20 protein-coding genes are annotated in these 22470 nt (G+C 68.3%); 17 read left to right on the top strand and 3 right to left on the bottom strand.

Going from position 1 to position 22470, the window contains the following annotated elements:
- Nucleotides 1-7: 7 nt before the first annotated feature.
- Nucleotides 8-130 carry a hypothetical protein gene (locus ACWD4G_RS37360; RefSeq protein WP_451301632.1) on the bottom strand — a complete coding sequence of 41 codons (123 nt, stop codon included), beginning with the start codon at nucleotides 128-130 and terminating at the stop codon, nucleotides 8-10.
- A 119-nt stretch (nucleotides 131-249) separates the two neighbouring features.
- Nucleotides 250-1329 (bottom strand): phosphoribosylamine--glycine ligase, encoded by a 1080-nt coding sequence (locus ACWD4G_RS37355; RefSeq protein WP_451301630.1) that lies wholly within the window; start codon nucleotides 1327-1329, stop codon nucleotides 250-252.
- A 109-nt stretch (nucleotides 1330-1438) separates the two neighbouring features.
- Between ACWD4G_RS37355 and ACWD4G_RS37350 the strand changes: the two genes are divergently transcribed.
- The 10 genes from ACWD4G_RS37350 to ACWD4G_RS37305 all read left to right on the top strand — a co-directional run bounded on the left by ACWD4G_RS37350 (nucleotide 1439) and on the right by ACWD4G_RS37305 (nucleotide 14158).
- Nucleotides 1439-1858, top strand: coding sequence for a hypothetical protein (locus ACWD4G_RS37350; protein WP_451301628.1), 420 nt, complete (start codon nucleotides 1439-1441; stop codon nucleotides 1856-1858).
- Nucleotides 1859-2126: 268 nt separating this feature from the next.
- Complete coding sequence (locus ACWD4G_RS37345; protein WP_451301626.1) at nucleotides 2127-3098, top strand: SIS domain-containing protein; 972 nt, start codon at nucleotides 2127-2129, stop codon at nucleotides 3096-3098.
- Between the two features lie 16 nt (nucleotides 3099-3114).
- Entirely contained in the window at nucleotides 3115-3960 is an 846-nt protein-coding gene (locus ACWD4G_RS37340) for an SDR family NAD(P)-dependent oxidoreductase (RefSeq protein WP_451301624.1), read from the top strand.
- A 13-nt stretch (nucleotides 3961-3973) separates the two neighbouring features.
- Complete coding sequence (locus tag ACWD4G_RS37335; protein WP_451301622.1) at nucleotides 3974-5296, top strand: ATP-grasp domain-containing protein; 1323 nt, start codon at nucleotides 3974-3976, stop codon at nucleotides 5294-5296.
- Between the two features lie 75 nt (nucleotides 5297-5371).
- Nucleotides 5372-6484, top strand: a complete 1113-nt coding sequence (locus ACWD4G_RS37330) for an inosamine-phosphate amidinotransferase 1 (protein WP_451301620.1) — start codon at nucleotides 5372-5374, stop codon at nucleotides 6482-6484.
- Nucleotides 6485-6546: 62 nt separating this feature from the next.
- A complete protein-coding gene (locus tag ACWD4G_RS37325) occupies nucleotides 6547-7998 on the top strand; it encodes an aldehyde dehydrogenase family protein (RefSeq protein ID WP_451301618.1) in 1452 nt (483 codons plus the stop codon).
- A 21-nt stretch (nucleotides 7999-8019) separates the two neighbouring features.
- Nucleotides 8020-8619 (top strand): hypothetical protein, encoded by a 600-nt coding sequence (locus ACWD4G_RS37320; protein WP_451301616.1) that lies wholly within the window; start codon nucleotides 8020-8022, stop codon nucleotides 8617-8619.
- A 418-nt stretch (nucleotides 8620-9037) separates the two neighbouring features.
- The gene (gene ectB, locus ACWD4G_RS37315; RefSeq protein ID WP_451301650.1) at nucleotides 9038-10300 is read left to right on the top strand and encodes a diaminobutyrate--2-oxoglutarate transaminase; all 1263 of its coding nucleotides are present in this window, start codon (nucleotides 9038-9040) and stop codon (nucleotides 10298-10300) included.
- Nucleotides 10301-10323: 23 nt separating this feature from the next.
- Nucleotides 10324-11682: a hypothetical protein gene (locus tag ACWD4G_RS37310; RefSeq protein WP_451301614.1), complete on the top strand. Its 1359-nt coding sequence runs from the start codon at nucleotides 10324-10326 to the stop codon at nucleotides 11680-11682.
- A 37-nt stretch (nucleotides 11683-11719) separates the two neighbouring features.
- Entirely contained in the window at nucleotides 11720-14158 is a 2439-nt protein-coding gene (locus ACWD4G_RS37305; RefSeq protein WP_451301612.1) for a hypothetical protein, read from the top strand.
- Between the two features lie 449 nt (nucleotides 14159-14607).
- Here ACWD4G_RS37305 and ACWD4G_RS37300 read toward each other — a convergent pair whose 3' ends face one another.
- Entirely contained in the window at nucleotides 14608-15048 is a 441-nt protein-coding gene (locus ACWD4G_RS37300; protein WP_451301610.1) for a hypothetical protein, read from the bottom strand.
- 367 nt (nucleotides 15049-15415) lie between these two features.
- Here ACWD4G_RS37300 and ACWD4G_RS37295 point away from each other — a divergent pair, with 367 nt between their 5' ends.
- The 7 genes from ACWD4G_RS37295 to ACWD4G_RS37265 all read left to right on the top strand — a co-directional run bounded on the left by ACWD4G_RS37295 (nucleotide 15416) and on the right by ACWD4G_RS37265 (nucleotide 22188).
- Complete coding sequence (locus tag ACWD4G_RS37295; RefSeq protein WP_451301608.1) at nucleotides 15416-15979, top strand: RNA polymerase sigma factor; 564 nt, start codon at nucleotides 15416-15418, stop codon at nucleotides 15977-15979.
- Entirely contained in the window at nucleotides 15976-17115 is a 1140-nt protein-coding gene (locus tag ACWD4G_RS37290) for a CU044_5270 family protein (protein ID WP_451301607.1), read from the top strand. Before ACWD4G_RS37295 ends, ACWD4G_RS37290 begins: the two co-directional genes overlap by 4 nt.
- A 172-nt stretch (nucleotides 17116-17287) precedes the next feature.
- Nucleotides 17288-17890: a TetR/AcrR family transcriptional regulator gene (locus ACWD4G_RS37285; RefSeq protein WP_451301605.1), complete on the top strand. Its 603-nt coding sequence runs from the start codon at nucleotides 17288-17290 to the stop codon at nucleotides 17888-17890.
- Nucleotides 17887-18390, top strand: coding sequence for a GNAT family N-acetyltransferase (locus ACWD4G_RS37280; RefSeq protein WP_451301603.1), 504 nt, complete (start codon nucleotides 17887-17889; stop codon nucleotides 18388-18390). The genes ACWD4G_RS37285 and ACWD4G_RS37280 overlap by 4 nt, the downstream gene beginning before the upstream one ends.
- A 278-nt stretch (nucleotides 18391-18668) precedes the next feature.
- Nucleotides 18669-19526, top strand: a complete 858-nt coding sequence (locus tag ACWD4G_RS37275) for a carbon-nitrogen hydrolase family protein (protein ID WP_451301601.1) — start codon at nucleotides 18669-18671, stop codon at nucleotides 19524-19526.
- Nucleotides 19527-19682: 156 nt separating this feature from the next.
- Entirely contained in the window at nucleotides 19683-21104 is a 1422-nt protein-coding gene (locus tag ACWD4G_RS37270; RefSeq protein ID WP_451301599.1) for an FAD-dependent oxidoreductase, read from the top strand.
- Entirely contained in the window at nucleotides 21097-22188 is a 1092-nt protein-coding gene (locus ACWD4G_RS37265) for an NADP-dependent oxidoreductase (RefSeq protein ID WP_451301597.1), read from the top strand. The genes ACWD4G_RS37270 and ACWD4G_RS37265 overlap by 8 nt, the downstream gene beginning before the upstream one ends.
- The last annotated feature ends 282 nt before the right edge of the window (nucleotides 22189-22470 follow it).

Below are 22470 nucleotides of genomic sequence, written 5' to 3'. Positions count from 1 at the left end.
AAACGTGTCACCACAGGCAGCCGCGCCGCACCGGTGGCTCGGGGGCGAGATCGACCACGTTCGGTACGTGCGGCAGTCTGACCAGCTCTGCGGTCGCCGACGCCGACGACGCGTCGTCGATGCTCGCCACGACCGTCATCCACGAGACGTCCGGATGTCCGCCCTCGCCGACCGAGCGAGTCGATGTTCCAGCCCCGTGGGCCGAACACCCTTCCTCGGATTCCGCCGGATGCCGCCTTCGGGGTCGCGCTATTCGAGCACCGTCAGATCGCCGATGTCCCGTCGATAGTAGAGCCCCCGGAACCGTATGCGATCGGCGTTCCGGTAGACGCGCTCCCTCGCTTCTTGGAAGGAACTTCCGCGTGCGACGAGGGTCAGGACCCTGCCGCTCGACACGGTGGGGACCGGGGCCGCCGGCATGTGCTCCGTAAGAAGCCATACGTCGTCGTCCAGTTCGTCCAGACCGGATATCGGCTCGCCGAACCCGTCGGTGGAGAAGGGGTAGCCGGACGTGGTCAGGGTGACGGCGACGGAGCAGGGCTCCGCCTCGTCCCATTCCAGGTCCAGCGAGCCGATCTTGCCGTCCCGCAGCGCCGCGACCATGTCCAGCCCGCTCGTCCTGGCCAGCGCCAGGAGCGTCGGGAACTCCGGCATGCCCGGACGCACGTTGTATTCGAGCGCGATCGGGCCGTCCCGCGTGATCATGACGCCGATATAGAGGACGAATCGGTATGCGATGCCCTCTTCCAGGAGCCCGTCCATCGTCGGCTCGATGATCCGCGTACGCAGATCGTCCAGCAGGCCGCTGTCCCAGTCCCTTGCCACGGCGACGGAGCCGATCCCCGCCGTGTTGGGGCCCCGGTCGCCATCGAGGAGCCGCTTGTGGTCCCGCACCATGGGGAGGACTTCGTAGTCGGACCCGTCGATCAGGACGTGCACCGAGAATTCGCGCCCCTCGACCCTCTCTTCCAGGAGCATGTCCCGAGGGGCTCCTATGGATGCGAGGTGGTCGGAGAGTTTGCGGACGGCCTCGACCGCCTCGGGGAGGGTGTCCGGAACATTGCAACTGAACGCGATGTCGTCCAGGTAACAGCTGGCCTTGACAACGAACTTCCGGTCCCTCCAGGTGCGGACCAGGAACCTCTCCGCCTCGTCGGCGTCGGTGAAGGACACGCTGTGCGCGGAGGCCACACCATGCCGTTCCATGAACTGTTTGGCCCGGACTTTGCTTCCCTCCAGGAAGGCGGCGGCACGCGAGACTCCGATCACTCGGAAACCGGCGGCCTCGAAAACCTCCACATGCCCCGCCTCGAATTGCTCGACAGACAATAGGACGACGGTGTCCACATCCCGCGCCATGGCGACGGAAACAGCTTCGTCGATACCACCGACCCGTACGGTCCGCGGATTTCCCTCAAGGAATCTATTTCGACCGTAAATGCAGCACAACAGCTCTCCTGATTGGGAGCCGATGAGCCAACTCTGCTCACAGAATGCCTGTTCCTTGGCGTTGCCTTCCCCGTACAGCATGAACGTTGGCAATGCGTGTTCCTCAGTTTTGGCTGTTGAGCCGGATGGCCCGAGGCATTGTCCGATCCGCCGTGCCCGAAAGCAACATGGTGACATTGTTGATCGACAGGTCGATGCCGACTTGCCCAAAAACGATCGGCCTCGCCCCGCTGTCACCCCTGCCTGGATCACAGGAGCCTTGTTTGCACTGGCCACCGGGTCGGCAACTGGTCTTTTCCGCTCCCTCGGAACCGGCCGGATCAGCCACTCACCGCAGGCCACATTCCATGCCGAAACCGGGCAAAAAATTCATTTAATGATCTTCAATCTCGCACTCCTTCTGGCCTGAATTCGTCGCAGGACGCCCTCTTGACGATCATTGGTAATGCCAGCTAGTTTTCCTCGAAAGCCCTTTCTCGGAAGGAGTCAAGCAGGTGCAGCCACGCTTAGAGCGACTTGAACCAATGCTGGGAGCCCCCCTTTTCGAGAGCCTCCTCTGGGGTCATGAGTACGACCTCAGCGGCTTAGACAATGATCTTCAGAAAAGGATCGAATCAGGGCAGTTCAAGCGCATCGTCTTCTACGGGATGGGCTGCTCGTCCGTGGTTTCGGACATCGTGAAGGGTTTCTTCCTGTCCGAGCGCATCCCGATTCAGGTCCAGGTCATCAACGACTACGACCTCGACTGGTTCATCGACCGGGACGTCATCAAAGACCCGTCCACACTGACGATCATCGTCTGCTACAGCGGCTGGTCGGTCGAGCCGTGCCTGTTCTACGAGACGATGCGGAAGCTGACCGGAAACCGGAACCTGATCGTCCTGACCGGTGGCGGCAAGATCGCCGGCCTGTGCCAGGAGAACGGCAGCTCGCTCATCCAGTACAAGCTGCGGCACGCGGACCGGGAATATCCCCTGTACCACGTGCAGCAGTTCTTCGCGATCTTCCTCGACCTCTTCCACACGCTGGGTATCACCCAGCGCTCCTACCGGGAGGAGCTGGAGCAGTCCGTCGAGTTCCTCAAGGACACGTTCGACGAAGGCACACTCCAGCGCGCCGAGGCCATCGCCGAACGGCTCAGGGACAGCCGGATCGCTCTACTGGGCACCGCCGACTGGTACGTGACCCTGCTCAAGCAGACGACCATGTTCTTCAACGAGATCGCGATGGTCCCGACCCATCGCAATCTGCTCCACGAGTTCAGCCACACCGAGGTGGCCGCCTACTCGGACCCGGCCGCCAAACAGGCTCTGGTCGTGTTCCGCGACTCCGGCGCGGACGACTACACGCGCAACAAGATCGAGACACTGGAGAAGCTCTTCGGGGACAAGAGCGTCCCACAGAACCGGAACATCGAGTTCATCACCATCGAGCTCGACCAGGAGGACTTCTTCAAGAAGTTCTTCTTCGGCCACTTCTTCACGGTCTACATCGCCTATTACCTCGGCCTCCACGCCGATGTGACCGGGCGTGACCTCATATCGATCGCGGCGGGCAACCCGTGGTGGAGCCAGCGCTCGATCGAGCTGTTCCCGAAGTGCGTCGACATCCCCTCCAGCCTGGAACCGCAGCCCACCGCCGCCAGTTGACAGGTCGCCTCATTCCATGAAACGCAAGTCGCTCGCTCTCATCACCGGGGGAAGCCGCGGCATCGGTCACTTCCTGGTGCGGTCGTTCCGAACGGACACGGACGTGCTCAACGTGTCGCGAACACCTGCCCGGGAGGCCGGGACTTCCCCTGGGTCCGAGCCGTACGAACTGCACAACCTGAGCGTGGATCTGGCGGACGTGGGGAGCATCGAGCCATCCCTCGGGGCGTGGTTCGATGCCCACCCCGACCATCGGGTGACGACGCTCATCCACAACGCGGCGGTGTCGCCGCTGGGTTGGCTCCACGAGCTCTCCCACGACGAGGTCGACCAGGCATTCCGGGTCAACGTCCACGCGCCGTTGACGATCACCGCGTCGCTGGTGCGGGCCGGACGATTCGCGGCCGACGGCGCACGCGTGGTCTACGTCACCTCGTCCCTGGCACGTACGGTGCCCGAGCTGTCCTTCGCCTGTCTGGGGCTGTACAGCCTGACCAAGGCCGCGCTGAGCAGGATGGCGCTCATCCAGAGCCGCGAGTTCGCGCTCACGGCGCCCCACGTCACCGTCGCCCGTGTCCATCCCGGCATCGTCGACACCGATCTCCAGCGCGATCTGCGTCGGCACCCGCGCATGGACCCGGCGTTCGCGGTGAAGACCGCCGGTCTCCCGCCCTACCGGGCGGGTGAGTGGGGAGACCGCTCGCCCAAGGACCACATGCGGACCATCCCTCCCGAGTTCTCAGCCGAGTTCATCGAGTGGGTGGCCAGAACCCCCGACACCACGTCAGACGAGTACGACTTCTACCACGCCGAAGGGTTCCACGGCTCCAGGGGAGACGCGGGACTCCGGACGAACCGATAGATCGAGGAGTTTCATGAGCCACCTCGTCTTCGTGGAGACATCGGGGTCGGGCGTCAACGCGATCGCATACGCCAAACGTACGGGTCACACGGTGACCTACCTGTACTCGCCCCGCTACGACTTCACGGCGTCGCCGGAGCAGCGCCGGCTCGCCCGGGAACTGGCCGACCGCACCGCCGAGTTGCCCGACGTGCACGACGCCGAGGACCTGCTGACCACGCTGCGGGCGGCCGGGACCCGGCCCGGTGAGGTCGACGCGGTCCTCTCGACGCTCGCCTTCTGCGTCCCTCATGCGGCGTCGCTGGCCGACCTCATCGGGGCTCGCGGCACACCCCTGGAGGGCGTCGCCACCGCCCGCGACAAGGGCCGCAGCCGGCGTGCCCTCGCCGAGGCGGGCGTCGCGAGCCTGGCCTTCTCGGTGGTCGCCTCCCTCGACGAGGCACTCACCGCCGCCGACCGCATCGGCTACCCGGTCATCGTCAAGCCCGTCCTCGGCGTCGGGAAGGGCGCGACCACCATCGCCCACGGACCCGCCGAGGTGCGCGACCACTTCGCGGGGCTGATCGGGAGCCTGGACCGCCTGCCCGCGGGCATGTCGGCCCACTTCGACGAGCGCTTCATCGTGGAGGAGCTCGCGATCGGCGATCTGTACTCCGTCGAAGTCGCCTCCGACGGACGTTCCTTCGTGCCGCTGGTCTCCACCATCCAGAAGACGGGGCTGCACAACGCCGTACTGGAACTGGGGTGCACGGTCCCCGGCACGCTCGACGACACCACGGAACGTGAACTCGGCGATTACGCCGCACAGGTATGCCGCACCCTCGGTCTGACCCTGGGTGTCTTCCACGTGGAGATGATCCGCACCGCCGAGGGCTTCCGGCTGACCGAGGCCAATCCGCGCATGGCCGGCGGCGCCCTGCCCGAGACGGTCAACGCCGTCGCGGACCAGGACATGTTCGCGATCCTGGTCGACCTCTTCCTCGGCGGGGACACGCCGGTCGCTCCACTTCGACTCAGCGGCTCCGCCTCCCACTCCCTGCTCGCCGCCGCCGAGACCTCGGTCGTGCGCGACGATCTGGCACCCGGCTGGTTCGACCCGTTCCTCGAACGGCTGCACTCCGGGTGGGCGCGTCTGGAGCCCGGAGGCCGCGTCGACGCCATGCGGGGCAACTTCGACCGGTTCGGCATGATCCGTGCTGTCGACACAGATCCGGCGCGAGCGGCGGAGACCTGTGCCGCGGTGAAGGCGGACATCGAGCGCTTCCTCGGCATCCCTCTCGTGCGGGAAGCCGGGCACCGAAGCCCATCGCCGGCGGTGCCCGCCCCCAGCGCATGACACGGCCCGCCCCCGTGAACCGATCAGCCACTCGCCCGGTACGCCCAAGCCCTCTGTCCCACAGGAGTGAAGCCGATGAAGGACACAGTCGACACCGCGATGCCTCGGATCGACCCCGCGCCGAGCCTGGGCGAGGAACACCTCTCCGCCGTGTGGAGCTGCAATGAGTGGGACCCTCTGAAGGAGGTCATCGTCGGGAACCCCTTCAATGCCCGGTTCCCCCATCCCGACAAGAGCTCGATCGCCGCGGAGTTCGCCCACCTTCCCATCGACGAGATCCCGGACGGGCCCTTTCCGGAGCAGATCATCGAGGAGACCGAGGAAGACCTCGCGGTCATGGTCGAGTCCTTCGAGGACCTCGGTATCGTGGTCAAGAGGCCCGAGACCTGGCCGCACGACCAGGTGATCTCCACGCCCTTCTGGTCCACGAAGGGCTTCTACAACTACTGCCCACGGGACATCTTCCTGGTCGTCGGGGACCATATCGTGGAGACGCCCAACACCATCCGCGGTCGCCTGCTGGAGACATACAGCTACCGCAAGATCATGGTGGAGTACCTCAGGGCCGGCGCCAAGTGGTACAGCGCGCCCAGGCCCATGCTGCTGGACAGTCTCTTCGAAGTGGGCCAGGACGCCGCCCCCAGGAACGACGAACCGGTCTTCGACGCCGCCAATGTCCTGCGTTTCGGACGCGATCTGGTCTACCTGATCAGTTCGACCGGCAACGAGCTGGGTGCGCAGTGGCTCCAGACGGTCCTGGGCGACGAGTTCCGGGTTCATCCGTGCAGGATCGATTACCAGGGCAGCCACATCGACACGTCGGTGGTCGCGCTGCGTCCCGGACTGCTGTTGTGCAACCCGGAGCGGGTCACACGGGAGATGCTCCCGTCGATCTTCGACACCTGGGAGATCATCTACAGCCCGCCCATGGTCGGTGGCGACCGGTTCGACAGCGACTACCTGTCCCGCGCGATCGGCAGCAGCTGGATCGACATGAACCTCTTCAGCATCGGTCCCGACCTCGTCGTCGTGGACCGGGACCAGCTGCCGCTGATGAAACTCCTGGAAGAGAACGGCCTGAATGTCCTGCCGCTGAAGCTCCGCCATTCCCGGATGTTCGCCGGCGGGTTCCACTGCACCACCTTGGACACCAGGCGTGAGGGCACGATGGACAGTTATTTCGACTGAACGGGTACGTGGGCGAGCGGGAGAAAAAAGGGGAGAGGGCTGAGGGCACGGTGAACGGTGGAATGATCCAGTCGTACTGGCCGAACTACATTGATGGAACCTTCTGCAACGGCGGGGCCGGCCGGATCACGGTGGAGGACCCCAGCACGGGCGGTGCCCTGGCGGAGCACGCCCTGGCCGACGCCGATGACGTCGGCCGAGCGGTCGCGGCGGCGCAGCGGGTGAACCGGTCCGGCGCACTGGCCGACCTGCACCCGATGGAACGCGGCCGGATGGTCCGCGCGATGGGCGAGTTTCTCGCCCGGCACATCGACGAAGTGAAACGCACCATCACCCTGGAGCAGGGCAAGCCTCTGTTCGAGGCCGAGGCCGAAGTCCGCATGGCCGCCCGCCTCTTCGAATACTTCGGGTCCATGGCCGAATCGCTGGAAGGGCGTTCCGTCCCCTGCGACGACACCCGCTTCGATTTCACGGTGTACAAGCCGTTCGGTGTCTCGGCGCAGTTCGTTCCCTGCCATTATCCGGTGTACATACCTTCCCGGGCGCTCTCCGTCGCCCTCGCGGTCGGCAACGCATGCGTCATGAAGACGTCCGAGATGGCGCCGATCTCCGCCTCCTGGCTGGCGCTCGCCGCGCAGGAGGCGGGCTTCCCGGACGGCGCGGTGAACATCTTCTGCGGACGGCGGTCCGACGCGGGGACCGCTCTCTCCCGGCATCCGGACATCGACCACCTCGTGTTCATCGGACAGGCCGCCGGTGCTTCCGCGGTCCTCGCCGACACCTCCAAGAGAATCGTCCCCAGCATCGTGGAGGTGGGCGGTACCTCTCCGACGATCGTCCACGAGGACGCGGATCTTGACGCGTTCCTCGCCGAGGCGCGCATGGGGACGTATCTGAATGCCGGACAGTTCTGCTGCGGTATGTACCGCATCATCGTGCACGAATCCCGCTACGACGAGCTCGTCGACCGGTCGGTCGCCTTGGCGGAGAGTCTGAAGGTCGGCCCCGGCATCGAGAGCGGGGACGGTGATTTCAAGCCGTACATGGGGCCGTTGGACAGCGAGCGGCAGCTCGGCCGGGTGCTGGGCATCGTCGAGGACGCGAAGCGGGCCGGGGCGAAGTGCGTCACCGGCGGCACCCGCCTGGCGGGTGCGGGTTCCTTCCTGAGGCCCACGGTGCTCCGGGACGTCGACCCGAGCATGCGGGTGGCCACGGAGGAGGTCTTCGGGCCGGTGATGGCGGTCATGAAGTTCCGTACGGAGAGCGAGGCGATCGAACTCGCCAACAGCGCCGGCCACAGCGGCTTGATGTGCAGCGTATTCACCCGCGACCTCGGTCGGATGCTGCGGGCCGCGAACCAGGTGAGGGCCGGGCACATCGTGGCCAACCAGTCGGCCATCGGAGGAGCGGAAGTGCCGTTCGGTGGCTTCGGCCGCGGCGGACACGGGTCCCTCAAAGGCCGGGAGGCGCTCATGGGTTACGTCCAGAGGAAGAACGTGCTGCTCAACATATGAGCCGCGCCCTCTCTGACGCCCATGCCCCTCGGCACTCACACCACCACGGAGGATGCGATGGCGGGCCTCTTCCGCGACTGGACGGGCCCGGCACGGGGCCGCCCCAGCCCGGTATACGGCGTCTTCGACGCCTTGGACGACACGGCGCGCGGCCTGGCCGACCTCGCTCCCGGCGCCGGGCTGAGGCGCCTCCCCGTGGCCGAGCCGCGCCGTCCGGTGAGCGACAAGGCCGCCCTGTACGCGCGGCTCGACGCCCTGGGCACAGCGGTACCCGCGTTCATGACCGGGTCCTGGTCGGTCCCCTACCTGGAGCGGGTCACAGCCGTGCTGGGTCCGCAGCCGATGCTCAGGCCCACGCCCGGGGCGGGTCCGCGCGGCGGTTTCCGTTGCCGCGCCGACCTGTCGACGCAGCTGTACGAGCACATGACGGCCCCGCGACGGGGTCACTCCGGCTGCATCGTCGTCTCGCCACCGGCCGACCCGCGTGTCCGCGATGCCCTCCGGTCGCCGACCGCACCGCCGTCGACCGGCTGCCCGTCGCGCCGGGGGTGTTCCACGGCGTACTGCGTGCCGAACCGAGGCTGCGCGAGGACACCTTGTACGTCATGGATGTCGCCGTGAGTCCCGGAGGTGGCCGCATGGCCCCCACGATGCTCTCCGTGACCGGGGTCGATCCCCGTCCGGCCCATCCGCGTGCCTGCCTCGGCCGGGACGTGACACCGGCGGTGTCCGCTCGCGTGCCTCCCCGGTTCGCCCCGGTGTGCGTCGTCCACGCCCGTGCTGACGCCGCCCGGCGTTGTCGGGCGGTCGAGGAGCCGCACCGCGCTGCCGACGACGGTCCGCGGCACGGCCCGGCCGTCATCGACTGGCACCGGACATCTCCGCGACCTGCGACGCGCTCCACCGCCCGGACGCGTGCTGTGCCCGCAGACCGGCTTCGGGACCGACGACAGCGAGGCCGCGATCGACGCCGCCCGTGCCCTCGCCGCCAGCCACGGCCTCACCACCAAGTGGCCCTTCCCGAGGAGTATCTGTGACGATGGCGCATTCGGATCTGAGTGTGTTCGAGGCCCTTGAGTCGGAGGTGCGCAGCTACTGCCGAGGCTGGCCCACGCTCTTCGAGCGGGCCCTGGGCAGCCGGATGTACGACGAGAACGGCCGGGAGTACCTGGACTTCTTCGCCGGGGCCGGCGCCCTCAACTACGGGCACAACAACCCGGCGCTCAAACGCGCGCTGATCGATTACCTCGAACGTGACGGCGTGGTGCACGGCCTGGACATGTCGACCACGGCCAAGCGCTCCTTCCTGGAGTCCTTCCGCGACACCGTTCTCACGCCGCGCGGTCTGCCTTACAAGGTCATGTTCACCGGGCCGACCGGTGCCAACGCCGTGGAGTCCGCGTTGAAGCTGGCCCGCAGGGTCAAAGGCCGGGAGTCTGTCATCTCGTTCACCAACGCCTTCCACGGCATGTCGCTCGGGGCACTGGCGGTCAGCGGCAACGCGTTTCAGCGGGCCGGTGCCGGCATCCCTCTGGTGCACAGCACACCGATGCCTTTCGACAACTACCTCGCCGGGCTGACCCCTGACTTCGTGTGGCTGGAACGGCTCCTGGAGGACGGCGGCAGCGGACTCAACCACCCGGCCGCCGCGATCGTCGAGACCGTGCAGGGCGAGGGCGGCGTCAACGTGGCGAGCGCGGAGTGGCTGCGCGGGCTCGCCGAGTTGTGCGCGCGCCGGGACATGCTGCTGATCGTCGACGACATCCAGATGGGCTGCGGTCGTACCGGTGACTTCTTCTCGTTCGAGGAGGCGGGCATCGTGCCGGACATCGTCACGCTCTCCAAGTCGATCAGTGGTTACGGGCTGCCCATGGCGCTGTGTCTGTTCCGGCCTGAACTGGACATCTGGGAGCCCGGGGAGCACAACGGCACGTTCCGCGGCCACAACGCGGCGTTCGTGACCGCCACCGCGGCGCTCGACTTGTACTGGAGCGATAACGAACTGAGGAAGCTGACCCTGGCCCGAGGGATTCAGGTGGAACAGGCGCTGGCCGCGGTGTGCGCTGAACACCCGGAGGCGGTCAAGGAGTACCGGGGCCGAGGTCTGGTGTGGGGCCTGGAGTTCCATGACGCCTCGCTGCCCGAGAAGATCGCGCGCCGCGCTTTCACGCTCGGCCTGCTGGTCGAGACGTCCGGCCCCGACCGCCGCGTGATCAAACTTCTCCCCGCGCTCACCATCTCGCCGGACGAGCTCGACGAGGGGCTGGGCGTCCTGTCCCGCGCGGTCCGCGCATGCCTGTGAGCCGGAAGGCCAAGGAGGCCACGTTGTCCGCTGATTCGATCACGGCGAGGTACCTGGAGACGTTCGACCGTCCGGTGCTGCCGCTCCCGGAGGGCCCCTTCGCGCGGATCAGATGGGCCGGACAGTACCTGTCACGCCCGGTGTTCCTCGAAGCCGGGGAGCTCAGCTCCCTGGAACGCGACCTCTCCCTCGTACATTCCGCGTTGTGTTCTCTTCCCCGGCGGCTGTACGGCGGCAGTCTGGAGGACTTCGCGAGGGCCGTTGGCATGACGGCGCCGCAGATCGCGTGTGTCCTGCGCGGCGGAGGGTCCCGCGCGGGTGCCGTCACCGCCATCGCGCGGGCCGATCTCTACAAGGACGCCACCGGGTTCCGGCTCCTGGAATGGAACTTCGGCAGCACCATCGGCGGAGCGGAGAACGTGGACATGTGCCGGGCCTTGCTCGGTGTTCCCGACATGGCGTCCTTCCTCGCCAAGGAGGGCATGGGGCACGCCGACTCGGACGAGGCGATGTCGACGGTGCTGCGGTCCGAGACGGGATATCCGGCCGGGACGCGTCCCGTTGTGGCCCTGGTGGACACGCCCGGCATATTCCCCAGGTCGGAGGCGATACTGAACGCCCTCGCGGCGCGCTGGCCGGATCGGGGCCTGTCGACCAGGACCGGCCACCTGGGCGAACTGACCCGCTCGGACGGCCGGCTGGAACTGCGGGGCGAACCGGTCGATGTGGTGTTCCGGGTGTTCACCATCGAGGACGCGCTGGCGCACCTCGATGACGGCCTGCTGGAGCCGCTGCTCTCCGCGGTCGAGGACGGCGAGGTGGCGATGTTCACGCCGCTGGACGCGGAACTGTACGGGAGCAAAGGGGCCCTCGCCCTGCTGTCCGATCCGGCCGGCCAGACCGGCCTGACGGCCGAGGAGCGGGACGCCTGCGCCCGGTTGCTCCCCTGGACCAGACGTGTCCAACCCGGTGAGGCGGTGCTGCGGGACGGCAGTCGCGGGAACCTGCTCGCCCACATCCGTGAGAACCAGCGGGAACTGGTACTGAAGCCGTGCTTCTCCTACGGCGGGAACGGTGTGACGGTCGGCGCCGATCCGGCCGTCACACCGGCGATGTGGCAGGACACGCTGGACCGGGCAGCGGACGGCTCGTACGTGGTGCAGGAGTTGGTCCGTGCCGAACCCGAGCTGTTTCCCTCCGCCGCTCCGGAGGGTCTGTCCGCCTGGCAGCTCGTGTGGGGAGTCTTCACGACGCGACAGGGATACGCGGGAACGCTGGTCCGCGGCGTCCCGGCCGAGGCGGAGGGCGCTGTGGTGAACGCGGCGCAGGGAGCGTTCTTCGGATGCTGTTTCCACTCGACCGCGGATTCCGGTCCGGCCTGACGCCGTCAGGAATGACAAGACATGGCAGGAGATTCACATGGCGGATGCGGATGTTCGCTGGAGTGTGTTCCGTACGGGCATTCTTCGCTCGGCGGGATTTCCTTTCGAATGGCTCGACGACCTGGCGAGCGGGGCGCTGGAGGAACGCGGCACGCTCCTCGTGGAGGCTTCCGCGCGACTGGAGCGCACACGAGACGACGTACTGCGCGTCTTGTGGTCGATGCGCGGGGACATCCCGGACGCGGACATGACCACCCTCAACAGGGCCATCAGGAGAATCGGCAAGGGTAGGACGGTCACCGAGCCCCATGCGGCGATATCCGCCGCGGCAGTCGAGTGGAACGCGACCGTCGCCCGCTTCGACTCGCTGTCCCGCTCCGTCGATCTGGGCGCGCTCCTGGAGGCGGAGTACGAACGCGAAGCGGGGCTACTGGTGGAGCGTTTCACCACCGATGTGGTGAAGGACGCCGTTCTCCTGAGCAGTCCGTCGATGTATGAGGCATGTTGCCGCGCCTCGGACGGGCGAGGCTTCCGGGGCGGACAGCGTGAGCTGGCCGTGTACCGGTTCCTGCAGCGTTTCTGTGCGAAGAACGAGACGGGTGGCGTCACCGGTCCGCTCAATCTCATCGACATGGGGTCCGGGCGGGACAGCGCGGTCGCGGAGGCGGACGGGCTTCTGGGTGCCGACGACCCGGTGCTCGGGCGGGTCGAGTACCAGGCCGAAGGGGACGGCCGGTCGGCCGAGCGGCGGACCTTCGTGAGCTACTGGGCGGCGTGTGAGCTGGGACGGTCCCTGCTTCGGGACACCGCCGGCGCGTACGACGAACGCCGGCCGTTCCGGATACTCGGTGTCCCCGTGCCGGAACTGTCCGCCTCGGACGCGCGCGTCCTGGACCGGATCGACGGGACGCGCAGCATCAAGGTGCTCGCCTCGGAGCTGGCTGTACCGGTCGATACGGCGAGGGCTGCGGTCTCGCGGCTGGCGGATCTCGGTCTTGTGGAGCAGGAATGGCGCGCGCCCTACTTCACCACGGATGCCGGTGAGGAGGTCCGCGGGCTGGCGGCCGAGCTCGGCACGCCGAGCGCGCGGGAGGTGATCCGGCTCATCGCCGACGTACGAGATTTCGCCCAGGCGAAGCTGGCGGACCGGCCGGGCCTCCTGTCCGCGATAGCGCGGGAATTCACGCGCCTGACGGGCAAGCCGGCCTGGCGCGGAGCCGGCCGGCTCAAGGGGGACCGCACCGTGTTCTACGAGGAGGCCAGGAACAACATCCGCGGTGCGCGGGTCGATCCGGTCGGCGCCCGGAGTCTGACGGAGCGGCTTTCCACGGCCATGGACTTCCTCGCCTCACTGGCGATCGAGGAGCGGGTCGCGGGACAGGCACAGCTGGCTGGAGAGCTGGCGGGCCGCGGCGTCCAGGAGCTGTCCGCCGCCGAAGTCCGGGATATGACGGCCGGGGTCCAGGACCACCTGACGCTGAAGGAACGCTTCCTGCGTCTGGTGGACCCGTCCGTCCCGTGTGCGGAGTTCAGCCGCCGGGACCTCACCGACGCCAGGCTGATCCGGGAGGACCTCGACGACTGGCCGGTCTTCGGGGCGGCAGACCTGATGCTGACCGGCCCGGACGGCGACCGCACAGCCGGGGCGGGGTCGATCGTCCTCAGCGAACTGCACCACATCTGGCCGCCGCTGGCCTCGTGGGTGCGAGCGCTCCACGGGGACGGAGACCTCGGCCACGACGAGCTGTGGCGGACCGTGTCCGGAGAACTGGCGCCCGCGATGCCCGCCATGCAGGAGATCGTCCGAAAGGGCAAGGCCACCGACTCCTCTCCGTACGGGCACAGGGTGCTGTGCCTCGATACCGGTCTGCCCGTGCCGGACGCGGTGACGGTGACGGCGGACCGCGCGGTCGTCAGGCGCTGGCGGAACGGGTTCATCGGCCTGCACGAGCCGGCCGACGGGCGTGACCTGTGGCTGCTGCCGGACTACGACGACAACGGGGTCGACGTCGGCGGGCTGATCCACTGTGCCACTCCCGCTCTCTCCCTCACGTCCTTCACGCTCGGTCCCCACACCCCCCGGATCGTCATCGACGGGGTTGTCGTCCAGCGCCGCCGGTGGGAGATCGGCGCGGCAGACGTCCCTGGGGCCAGTGGCCGGGTGCCCTCCGGGCGGGAGTGGCTGGCGCTCCAGACCTGGCGGCGCGGCCTCGGTCTGCCGAGGCGGGCGTACTTCTGGCTCGACACCGAGGGCAAGCCCATGTACATCGACTTCGCCTCGGTGGTCTCGGTCAGCAATTTCCTCCGTTCCTCGCGGGACGCGCGGACAGTGGTGCTGACCGAAGCGCACCCGGACCCGCGGCACCTGTGGCTGCGGACGAAGGACGGATCGCTGACATCGGAGATCCGGACCCTGCTGTGGAGGGACCGCCGACGGACGTCCGCCAAGCCCGCCACCGAGATCGTTTCATCCTGAAGTCGCTGATCACGGGACTGGGGTGAGCGATCACGGTGGCGCTCGTGCGGGTCGGTGGTGTGATCGGGAGCAGGTGGTCGGACGCAGGTGATCGTCTGCCGTGGAGCGCTTCGCCGGACCTGCGGGCCACGGACCTGCGCTCTGCGGGGCTGAGGGTCCGGCCCTGGGCGTAGCGGATGCCATTGAGCCGCCCCAGCCGGGCAGATGAGCGAGGCCGCTCGGCAGGGCACCCTGGCCGCGCGAAGCTGAGGCGGCTCACGGAGGGAGGGTCATCCGGGCGTTTGTCGACGTCTCACCGAGGTCCACAGCACGACCCGTACACCTGTCGAGATCAAGGCGGAAGTCGCCGCGGCCCACGCATCCTTCAGGCCCGGCGGACACGATCGGCCAAAACCACTCACGTGCGGTGCCCGAACCATGTGCGGCTCACCGGCCGCGCGGCAGCCGGGTCAGTTCGCCGGGCTGGTCAGGACGCAGTTCGGATAGTCGTTGTCCGGATCGCCGACGGCGACCCAGAGCTTCAGGACCTTGCCTTGCCTCAGGGCGTCGTAGGAGTCGGGCCGCCGCTCAACCCTTTCGGGGTGATAGGTGTCGACGGGGTGATCGGCGTCGAAGGACACAGCGACGAAGCTTTGCTTCTTGTTGGAGTCCTGCTCCCAGGTGCCTGTTCCGGACCAGGTCAAACCCTCGTACCAGCTGACGGCGACGCAGACCTTGTCGGCGATGAACGTCCCGTCCCGCTTCAGCGTGAGGGTGCCGCCGTCGGCATCGGTCCACGTGGTCGCGAGTTCGGCTGGTTTCAGCACGACCGGTTCGCCGTCGGGCGGCGGCATGACCGTGAGCCTGCCGCAGGCCGTCAGGGCAAAGGCCATGGCGAGCGAGATCAGCACGGTACGACAGCAACGCAACAACACTCCGCCCCTAATGGGTTCAGCGAGTCGCGTGCGCGACCGGTGGACTCAAGAACGCATGCCGTACCCTGGCACGGAATTTGAACGCGTTCAAGTCATAGTCGTCGGCGGCTGATGGAAACACTCCTCGACGCTCCAGCGGACCACACATAACCCGCAGGACCGGCCCGGCCGCTTTGAGACGCCGGCAGCCGAGCTGCGGCTTTGACCTGCCCGTCTTCGACTGACCTCGGTGTGACGTACGCCTCGTTTCTCGGGCGGATTTCCCGCGCCTCCGCTGTAACGATCACCTCGTTCGGACCACTACCCGACGACAGAACACACCGGAGGGACAGGAGGTGCGGCAGTGCCCGACGACGACGCGGATCGTTTCACCGCCATCTACGACGGCTGCCGGCAACGCGTGTGGGCCTACGTGGTCAGCCGTGCGGGACGGCAGGTCGCCGACGAGGTGGTGAACGAGACGTTCACCGTGGCCTGGCGCCGGCTGGACGACGTCCCCGAGCCGCCGCTGCCGTGGCTGCTCGTAGTCGCACGCAACATCCTGCGGGACAGCATCCGGGCCGAGGCCAGGCGCGCGTCGTTCGCCGCCGAGTTGATGTCCTGGGCGGAACCCGCCGAGGCGGACATCGCCGAGGAGGTGTCCGAGCGCAGCGCGCTGCTCAAAGCGCTGGCCACGCTGCCGGAGGACGATCGGGAACTGCTGATCCTCTCCGCCTGGCAGGGCCTGACCCCGGCACAGGCGGCCGAGGTGGTCGGCTGCTCGCCCCTCACCCTGCGGGTCCGCCTGCACCGGGCCCGCAAGCGCCTCGACCGAGCCGCGTCGGCCTCCCCGCCCGTGGAGGAAGCGGCAGCCACGAGGCGCATGTCCCCCCGAGCCCGGATCGCCACAGGAGAGGAAGCCCGGTGAAGAACGACGTCCTGCACCGCCTGACCGCCGCCCGCCCCGCCCACCTCGACCCCGGCCTCCCCACACCGTCACCGGTTCGGGACGAGGAGCTCGCGACGGCCATGAGCCGTCCGCGCTCAACGCGCCGGGAACGCGCCACCGCCCGGCCGCGCCGGGTGAGCCGCCCTGTCGTCTCCGGCCTCGCCCTGGCCACCGCGACGGCGGTGGCGGCTCTGGTGATCAGCGACGCCACGCCGGAGAAGCCGGGCTCCTCCGCCTCCGCGATGTCGGGCTCCGGCAGCGGAATCCTTCTAGCCGCCGCCTCCCACGTCGAGCGGCAGCCGGCCGGCTCGGGCACGTACTGGTACGTGGAGGAACACGCGGGTTCCCTCCACAAGGTCCCCGGCAGGAACTACAGCATCGACGTCCGCGCCGAGCAGCGGTACTGGACAGCCGCCAAGAACAAGTACTGGTCGCAGTACGTGGACTCAGGGGCCCGTCCGGCCACGAAGGCCGACGAGGCAGCGTGGAAAGCGGACGGTTCCCCGACATCGTGGAAGCTGACGAACGGGACCGACGGGGCCGACGGGATCGTCACCTACGCCGGCAAGGGCGAGATCCAGCACGACGCCCCGGGCGGCAGGGCCGACAGTGTGCCGTACGGCGAGGTTCCCCTCCGCCTGCTGCCCACGCTCCCCACGGACGCGAAGGCTCTCCGCAAGCGCCTGTCCGCTCTGGTCGACAAGGACTACAACGCCCCCGAGAAGGTCCTCGACCGGATCGTCGCCAGTATCGCCGTCCAACTCGCCACGTCGCTCCCGTCCAGCCCGGCGCTCCGCGCCGCCGCCTACCGCCTCCTCGCCGCCGAACCCGGCGTGCGCTCCCTCGGCGACGTCAAGGACCACACCGGCCGCACCGGCTACGCCGTCGCCCTCCCCAGCCCCTACGAGTCCGCCCCCGAAATCCGCCTGATCTTCGACAAGTCCACGGGCATGCCCCTGGGCACCGAGACGGTGGCCACCCAAGGCGGTGACGGTGTGAGCAAGGGCGACCTGTTGAGCTACACGACGATCACGTCGATGAAGTGGACCGACGAAGCGCCGCCCTTCGACACCGATACCCCTGACCCGGGCCCGGTCGTCGAGTCGGATCGCTGAGGCCGTCGGGCTTCGCCGAGCGCCAGGTCGTCGGGGCGACGCCGCCCGGGGGTCCCACCAAGCCGGTTGGGATCAGTGCTACTCGCAGGGCCGCGGCCGACGCCCGCCTTGGCATCAGGCCATCGCATAACGTATGTTACGCAACAGACGTTACGCGAAGAGGAGGGACCTCGTGCCTCGACAGGTGGACCATGCCCAGCGTCGCTCCGAGATCTCCGGTGCCGTCTGGCGGGTGGTGAGCGAAAACGGGCTGGAGGGGCTCACACTCCGGTCGGTCGCCGCCGCCGCCGGATGCACGACGGGCATGGTCACCCACTACTTCCACGACAAGAAGGCACTCCTCGCGCATGCCCGGTCCGTCATGCATCGCCGCATGGCGGACCGCATCGACGCGATGCCCACACGGCATCCGGACCCGCGCGCCCACCTGTATGCCGTGGCCGAGCAGGCACTCCCCCTGGACGAGGAACGGCACCTGGAGGCCGTCGTGTGGTCGTCCTTCCTGCTCACCACCCGAACCGACCCGGAACTCCTGCGCGAGCACTCCGTCAGCCATGCCTCCTGGGTGCGCCGGCTGACCGCCCTGACGCGCGCCGCACTGCCCGGTGAGCCGGAGCCGGGGGACCTGGAGAACCGGGTGCGCGCCCTCGTCGTATGCCTGGACGGCCTGGCCCTGAACGCCGTCACCGATCCAGTCGCCTACCCGCCCGACCTCCAACGGCGCGTCCTGGACGGACAACTGGACCTGATCCTCGAAGGGAACCGCACCCTGTGACCACCCACGATCTCACTGTCACCGCTGTGGCGGCCGACCACCCGAGCGTGGTGCGGCTGGTCCGCGCCCTCGACGACGACCTCGCCGCCCGCTACCCCGACGAGCCCTGCACCGGCGGCTCCCACCTCCACCCCGCCATCCGCTTCCTGCTCGCGCGGGCCGACGGCCGCCCGATCGGCTGCTGTGCCGTCCAGCCCTTTCCCGCCCCCGACACCGCCGCCGAACTCAAGCGCATGTACGTGGTTCCCGAGGCCCGCGGCCGTGGCATCGCCGCCCGGCTCCTGGCCGAGGCAGAACGCACCGCCACCGCCCTCGGCCACCCCGAGATACGTCTGGAGACGGCCGTCCACCAGCCCGAGGCGATCGCGCTGTACACCCGCGCCGGGTACCGGCCGATCCCCAACTACCCGCCGTACGAACACAAGACGCTCAGCCGCTGCTACGCCAAACCCCTGCCCGTCCCCACAGCTGACGGCGTCACCTCGATGACCGCCGACTGAGAGTGTGCCGAGTTGACATCGCGCAAGGAGTTCCGCGGCCGCGTCATTACGGGCGCGGTCCTGACCGACCGCGCGGGCCGGGTCCTGTTCATCCGGCACATGGCCCTGGGACTTCATCCGGCATATGGCCCTGGGACGCCGACTCACCCCCGGCGGGCCGGAGCACCGGCACATCGACCACGACCGCGCCCCGGGTTCGGCTGCCCTCACCCGTCCACCGATAGCGCCTCGCCTCACGCCAACTCGTCGACCCGCCACGCCGAACAAGGTGCGACACCATGACCGACCCCATGCCCCTGCCCTCCCGTCCCCTGCGTATCGCCGCGGCCCAGGCATGCCCCGAGCCGGGTGACATCGTCACCAACACCGCCACCGCCGCCGCCATGGTCCGCGAGGCCGCAGAGCACTCCGGCGCGCAGATGGTCGTCTTCCCGGAGAAGTTCCTCACCGGCTACGAGCCGGACCTCGTCCGCGCCGACCCGGAACGCCGCGCCGTGCAGGCGGAGGGCGACGCACGACTCGACCCGCTGCTGACGGCATGCCGTGACACCGGAACCGTCGCGGTCGTCGGCACAGCGGTGCACGACGCCGGCGAACTGACCGTGTCCGCCCTCGTGCTGGACTCCGACGGCACCTGGACCGCCCGCTACGACAAGCAGATGCTCTTCCGTACGGAGCGGGACATCTACCGTCCCGGTGACCACGGGCTCTCACTGGACCTCGGCGGATGGAGAATCGGTCTCGGCGTCTGCTACGACTCCGGCTTCCCCGAGCACGCCCGTGCCGCAGCGCTCGACGGCTGCCACGCCTACGTGGTGGGCGCGCTGTTCAGCGTGGGCAACGGCTACTACGAGTCCCGGATGTGGTTCCCGTCGCGGGCCTTCGACAACACCATGTACACGGTGTTGTCCAACCATGTGGGCTCCACGGGCGGCTGGGCCACATGCGGCGGCAGCGCCGTCTGGGACCCGACCGGCCGCCTCGTCACCGAGGCCGGGCCCGACGAACGGGAACTGCTCGTCGCGGACCTCGACCCGGACTGCCTGCGCCGCGCCCGCGAAGCGCACTCCGTGCTCGACGACTTGCGCGACCCGGCCCTCGGGCCCCGCAAGCGGATTCCCCTGTCCATGAGGTGAATTCACTCCGGATGCGACCACACCGACTGTGTCCCTGCTGACGAAGCTATTGACCACAAGCTCAGCGACGGGAAAAATTGAAGTCAATTCAGGTTGACCCTGGACACCCTGCCCGGGTACGCCGGACAACGAACGCCGAGGAGGGGGTGAGTGCACATGTCGGACCACCGGACGGTGGACCTGCTCGTCATCGGGGCGGGGATGGCCGGACTGACGGCGGGCGCGAGAGCCGTACGCAATGGACTGTCGGTCGTGGTCGTCGAGATCAGCGGTGCCGTCGGAGGCTCCGCGCGCTACGCCGGATACGCCTGGACCGCGCCGAGCCACAAGGTGATGGAGCAGCACAACCCGGGCGGAGAGACCTCACTCAAGCAGGCCCTCGTGGACCGCTTCGAGGACGGCATCGCGTGGATTCGCAGCACGGGAGTCGTCGTCAAGGACGCTCAGCCCATCCTGGACTTCGGCCGTGGGCACCAGTTCGACACCCATCACTACGTCGACACCTGCCGCCGGATCGTCGTGGAGGAGGGCGGCGAACTGCTGCTGAGCACTGATACCGAGCGGCTCCTCTCGCGGGACGGGGCCGTGACCGGCGCGGAGCTCGTCACGGGCGACGGGACGCGACACACGGTGCACGCCACCTCGACGCTCCTGGCCACCGGGGGCTTCCAGGGGGACATGGCTCTCCGCAGGAAGTTCGTCCATCCCCACGCCGACCGCATGCAACTGCGTTCCAACCCCGACAGCAACGGGGCGGGTTATCGTCTGGCGACCGCCGCCGGGGCAGCGACCGGGAAGCCGGGGGCCGGCTTCTACGGACATCTGATACCGAGCGGCATCCCGTTCGCGGACCCTGTGGACTTCGTCGACCTGTCGCTCTACTACAGCGAGCACGCGTTGCTGTTCAACTTGGCGGGCGAGCGGTTCACCGATGAGACACTGGGCGATCACCTGACGGCGATGGCGCTGATGGAACAGCCCGAGAACCGCGGCCTCCTCATCGCCGACGCACGCGTCTTCCGCGACTGGGTGGTGAGCTCCTATGTGAAAGGGGCGGTCGCCGTCGACAAGTTCGCACTCGCCGCCAAACGGGGCGGCCGGGTCGGCTTCGCGGAAGACCTCGACGAACTCGCCTGCCTTCCCGAGGAATGGGGATACGACGGACCGGCCGTCCGCGCGGCCGTCGACCGGTTCAACGCCAAGATGTCGGCAGGCGAGAACCCGGCGCCGGGCCGCCGGCTCGACCCATCGCCACTCCACGAACCGCCCTACTACGTCATCGAGACGGTGCCGGCCATCACCTTCCCGTTCCACGGAGTCCGCATCGACGACCGGGCACAGGTTCTGGGAACGGAGGGCGAGCCCGTGGAAGGACTGCTCGCAGCCGGTTCGGACACCGGAGGTCTGTGGTACCGGGCCTACGCCGGCGGGATCGCGTCGGCTCTGGTGTTCGGGCTCACCGCGGCCGGGACCGCGGCCGTTCGCGCCGCCTCCCTCGCACAGGGCACCACCGAACCCCGCACCAACGCCTCCGGCCTCGAGGGGCCTGTGACCCAGCGGCGCCAAGACGGTGCGTGACGCGTTCCGGGGAGACACGGCGACGATCGGCCGTGAGGTCTGGCCGATCGCCTATCCCCGTGGCGAGGTGCGGCCCTCGGACTTTCGCGTCGTCGAAGTCGAGGTCCGGCGACCGGGACCGGGCGAGGTCCTGGTACGGAACACATGGACATCCGTCGACGCGGCGCTCCGGATACGACTGCGCGAGAAGGCTCCACCGGGATACTTCCCGGCCTTCCCGCTCCGGGAGCCGATGGACGGGATCATGACCATCGGGGAGGTTCTCGAATCACACGCCGACGGGTTCTCCCCCGGCGACACGGTGTGGCACGCCTCCGGCTGGCGCGACTACGCGGTCGTCGAGGCGGAGAAACCGGCGCTCGGTGGCGTCGGTACGCTCACAAGGCTCGATGTGAGCGCTGTGCCCCCGCAGACCCACCTCGGCGTGCTCGGCGCGAGCGGACTCACCGCCTACGCCGGCCTGTTCCATGTCGCGGGCCTGCGCGAAGGAGACGTGGTCTGGGTCTCCGCCGCGGCCGGCGCGGTCGGCGGCCTCGTCGCACAGATGGCGAAGATCTGCGGGCACCGCGTCATCGGCAGCGCCGGTTCCGACGCGAAGGTGCGCCACCTCCTGGAGGATCTCGGCCTGGAGGCCGCCTTCAACTACAAGCGCGGCCCCCTCCCCGACCTTCTGCGCGAGGCGGCTCCGGACGGCATAGACGTGTACTTCGACAACGTCGGTGGCGACCATCTGGAGGCCGCGCTCGGGGCGCTGCGGAAGTCGGGCCGGGTCGCGATCTGCGGCATGATCTCGCAGTACGCGACCGCGGAACCCCCGCCCGGCCCTGACAACCTCATGCTGGCGGTGACCAAGGGGCTGACCCTTCGCGGTTTCCGCGGCAGCGAACACACCCATCTGCTCCCCGAGATGAGACGGCGGATGGGGGCATGGGTGCGCGAGGGCCGCCTCCACTGCCGTGAAACCGTCGTCGACGGACTGGCCCAGGCGCCGACGGCGTTGGCCGCACTCCTCCGCGGCGACAACACCGGCAAGACGCTTGTGCGGATCGACGGCGTCCCGCATCGTGGGAACGCCCTCGGCTGAGGCAGGTCCCGTACCGCCACCGCCGACGACGACGCCGACGCACCCACGACCGATGACACCGCGCATCCAGAGCATCTCCACCGACCCGAATGTTGAACTGAAATGAGTTCAACATCCACTCGTAGCCGCCGCCACGGCACGAAGCGGCGCGGCAAGCACCCCTCTGAGCTCGAACACGCCATGCCCCAAAGTCGCGTGAGCAGGCACGATTCGGCGCGCCACCCCCAACCGAACCCCACCCGCAGGACCCTTGCCCACCCTATTGCCTAACCTAGTTCAGTT

The sequence above is a fragment of the Streptomyces sp. NPDC002643 genome, assembly GCF_053592555.1.
Note: the sequence above shows the minus strand (reverse complement) of the source record. Positions and strands in the feature narration are given on the sequence as shown.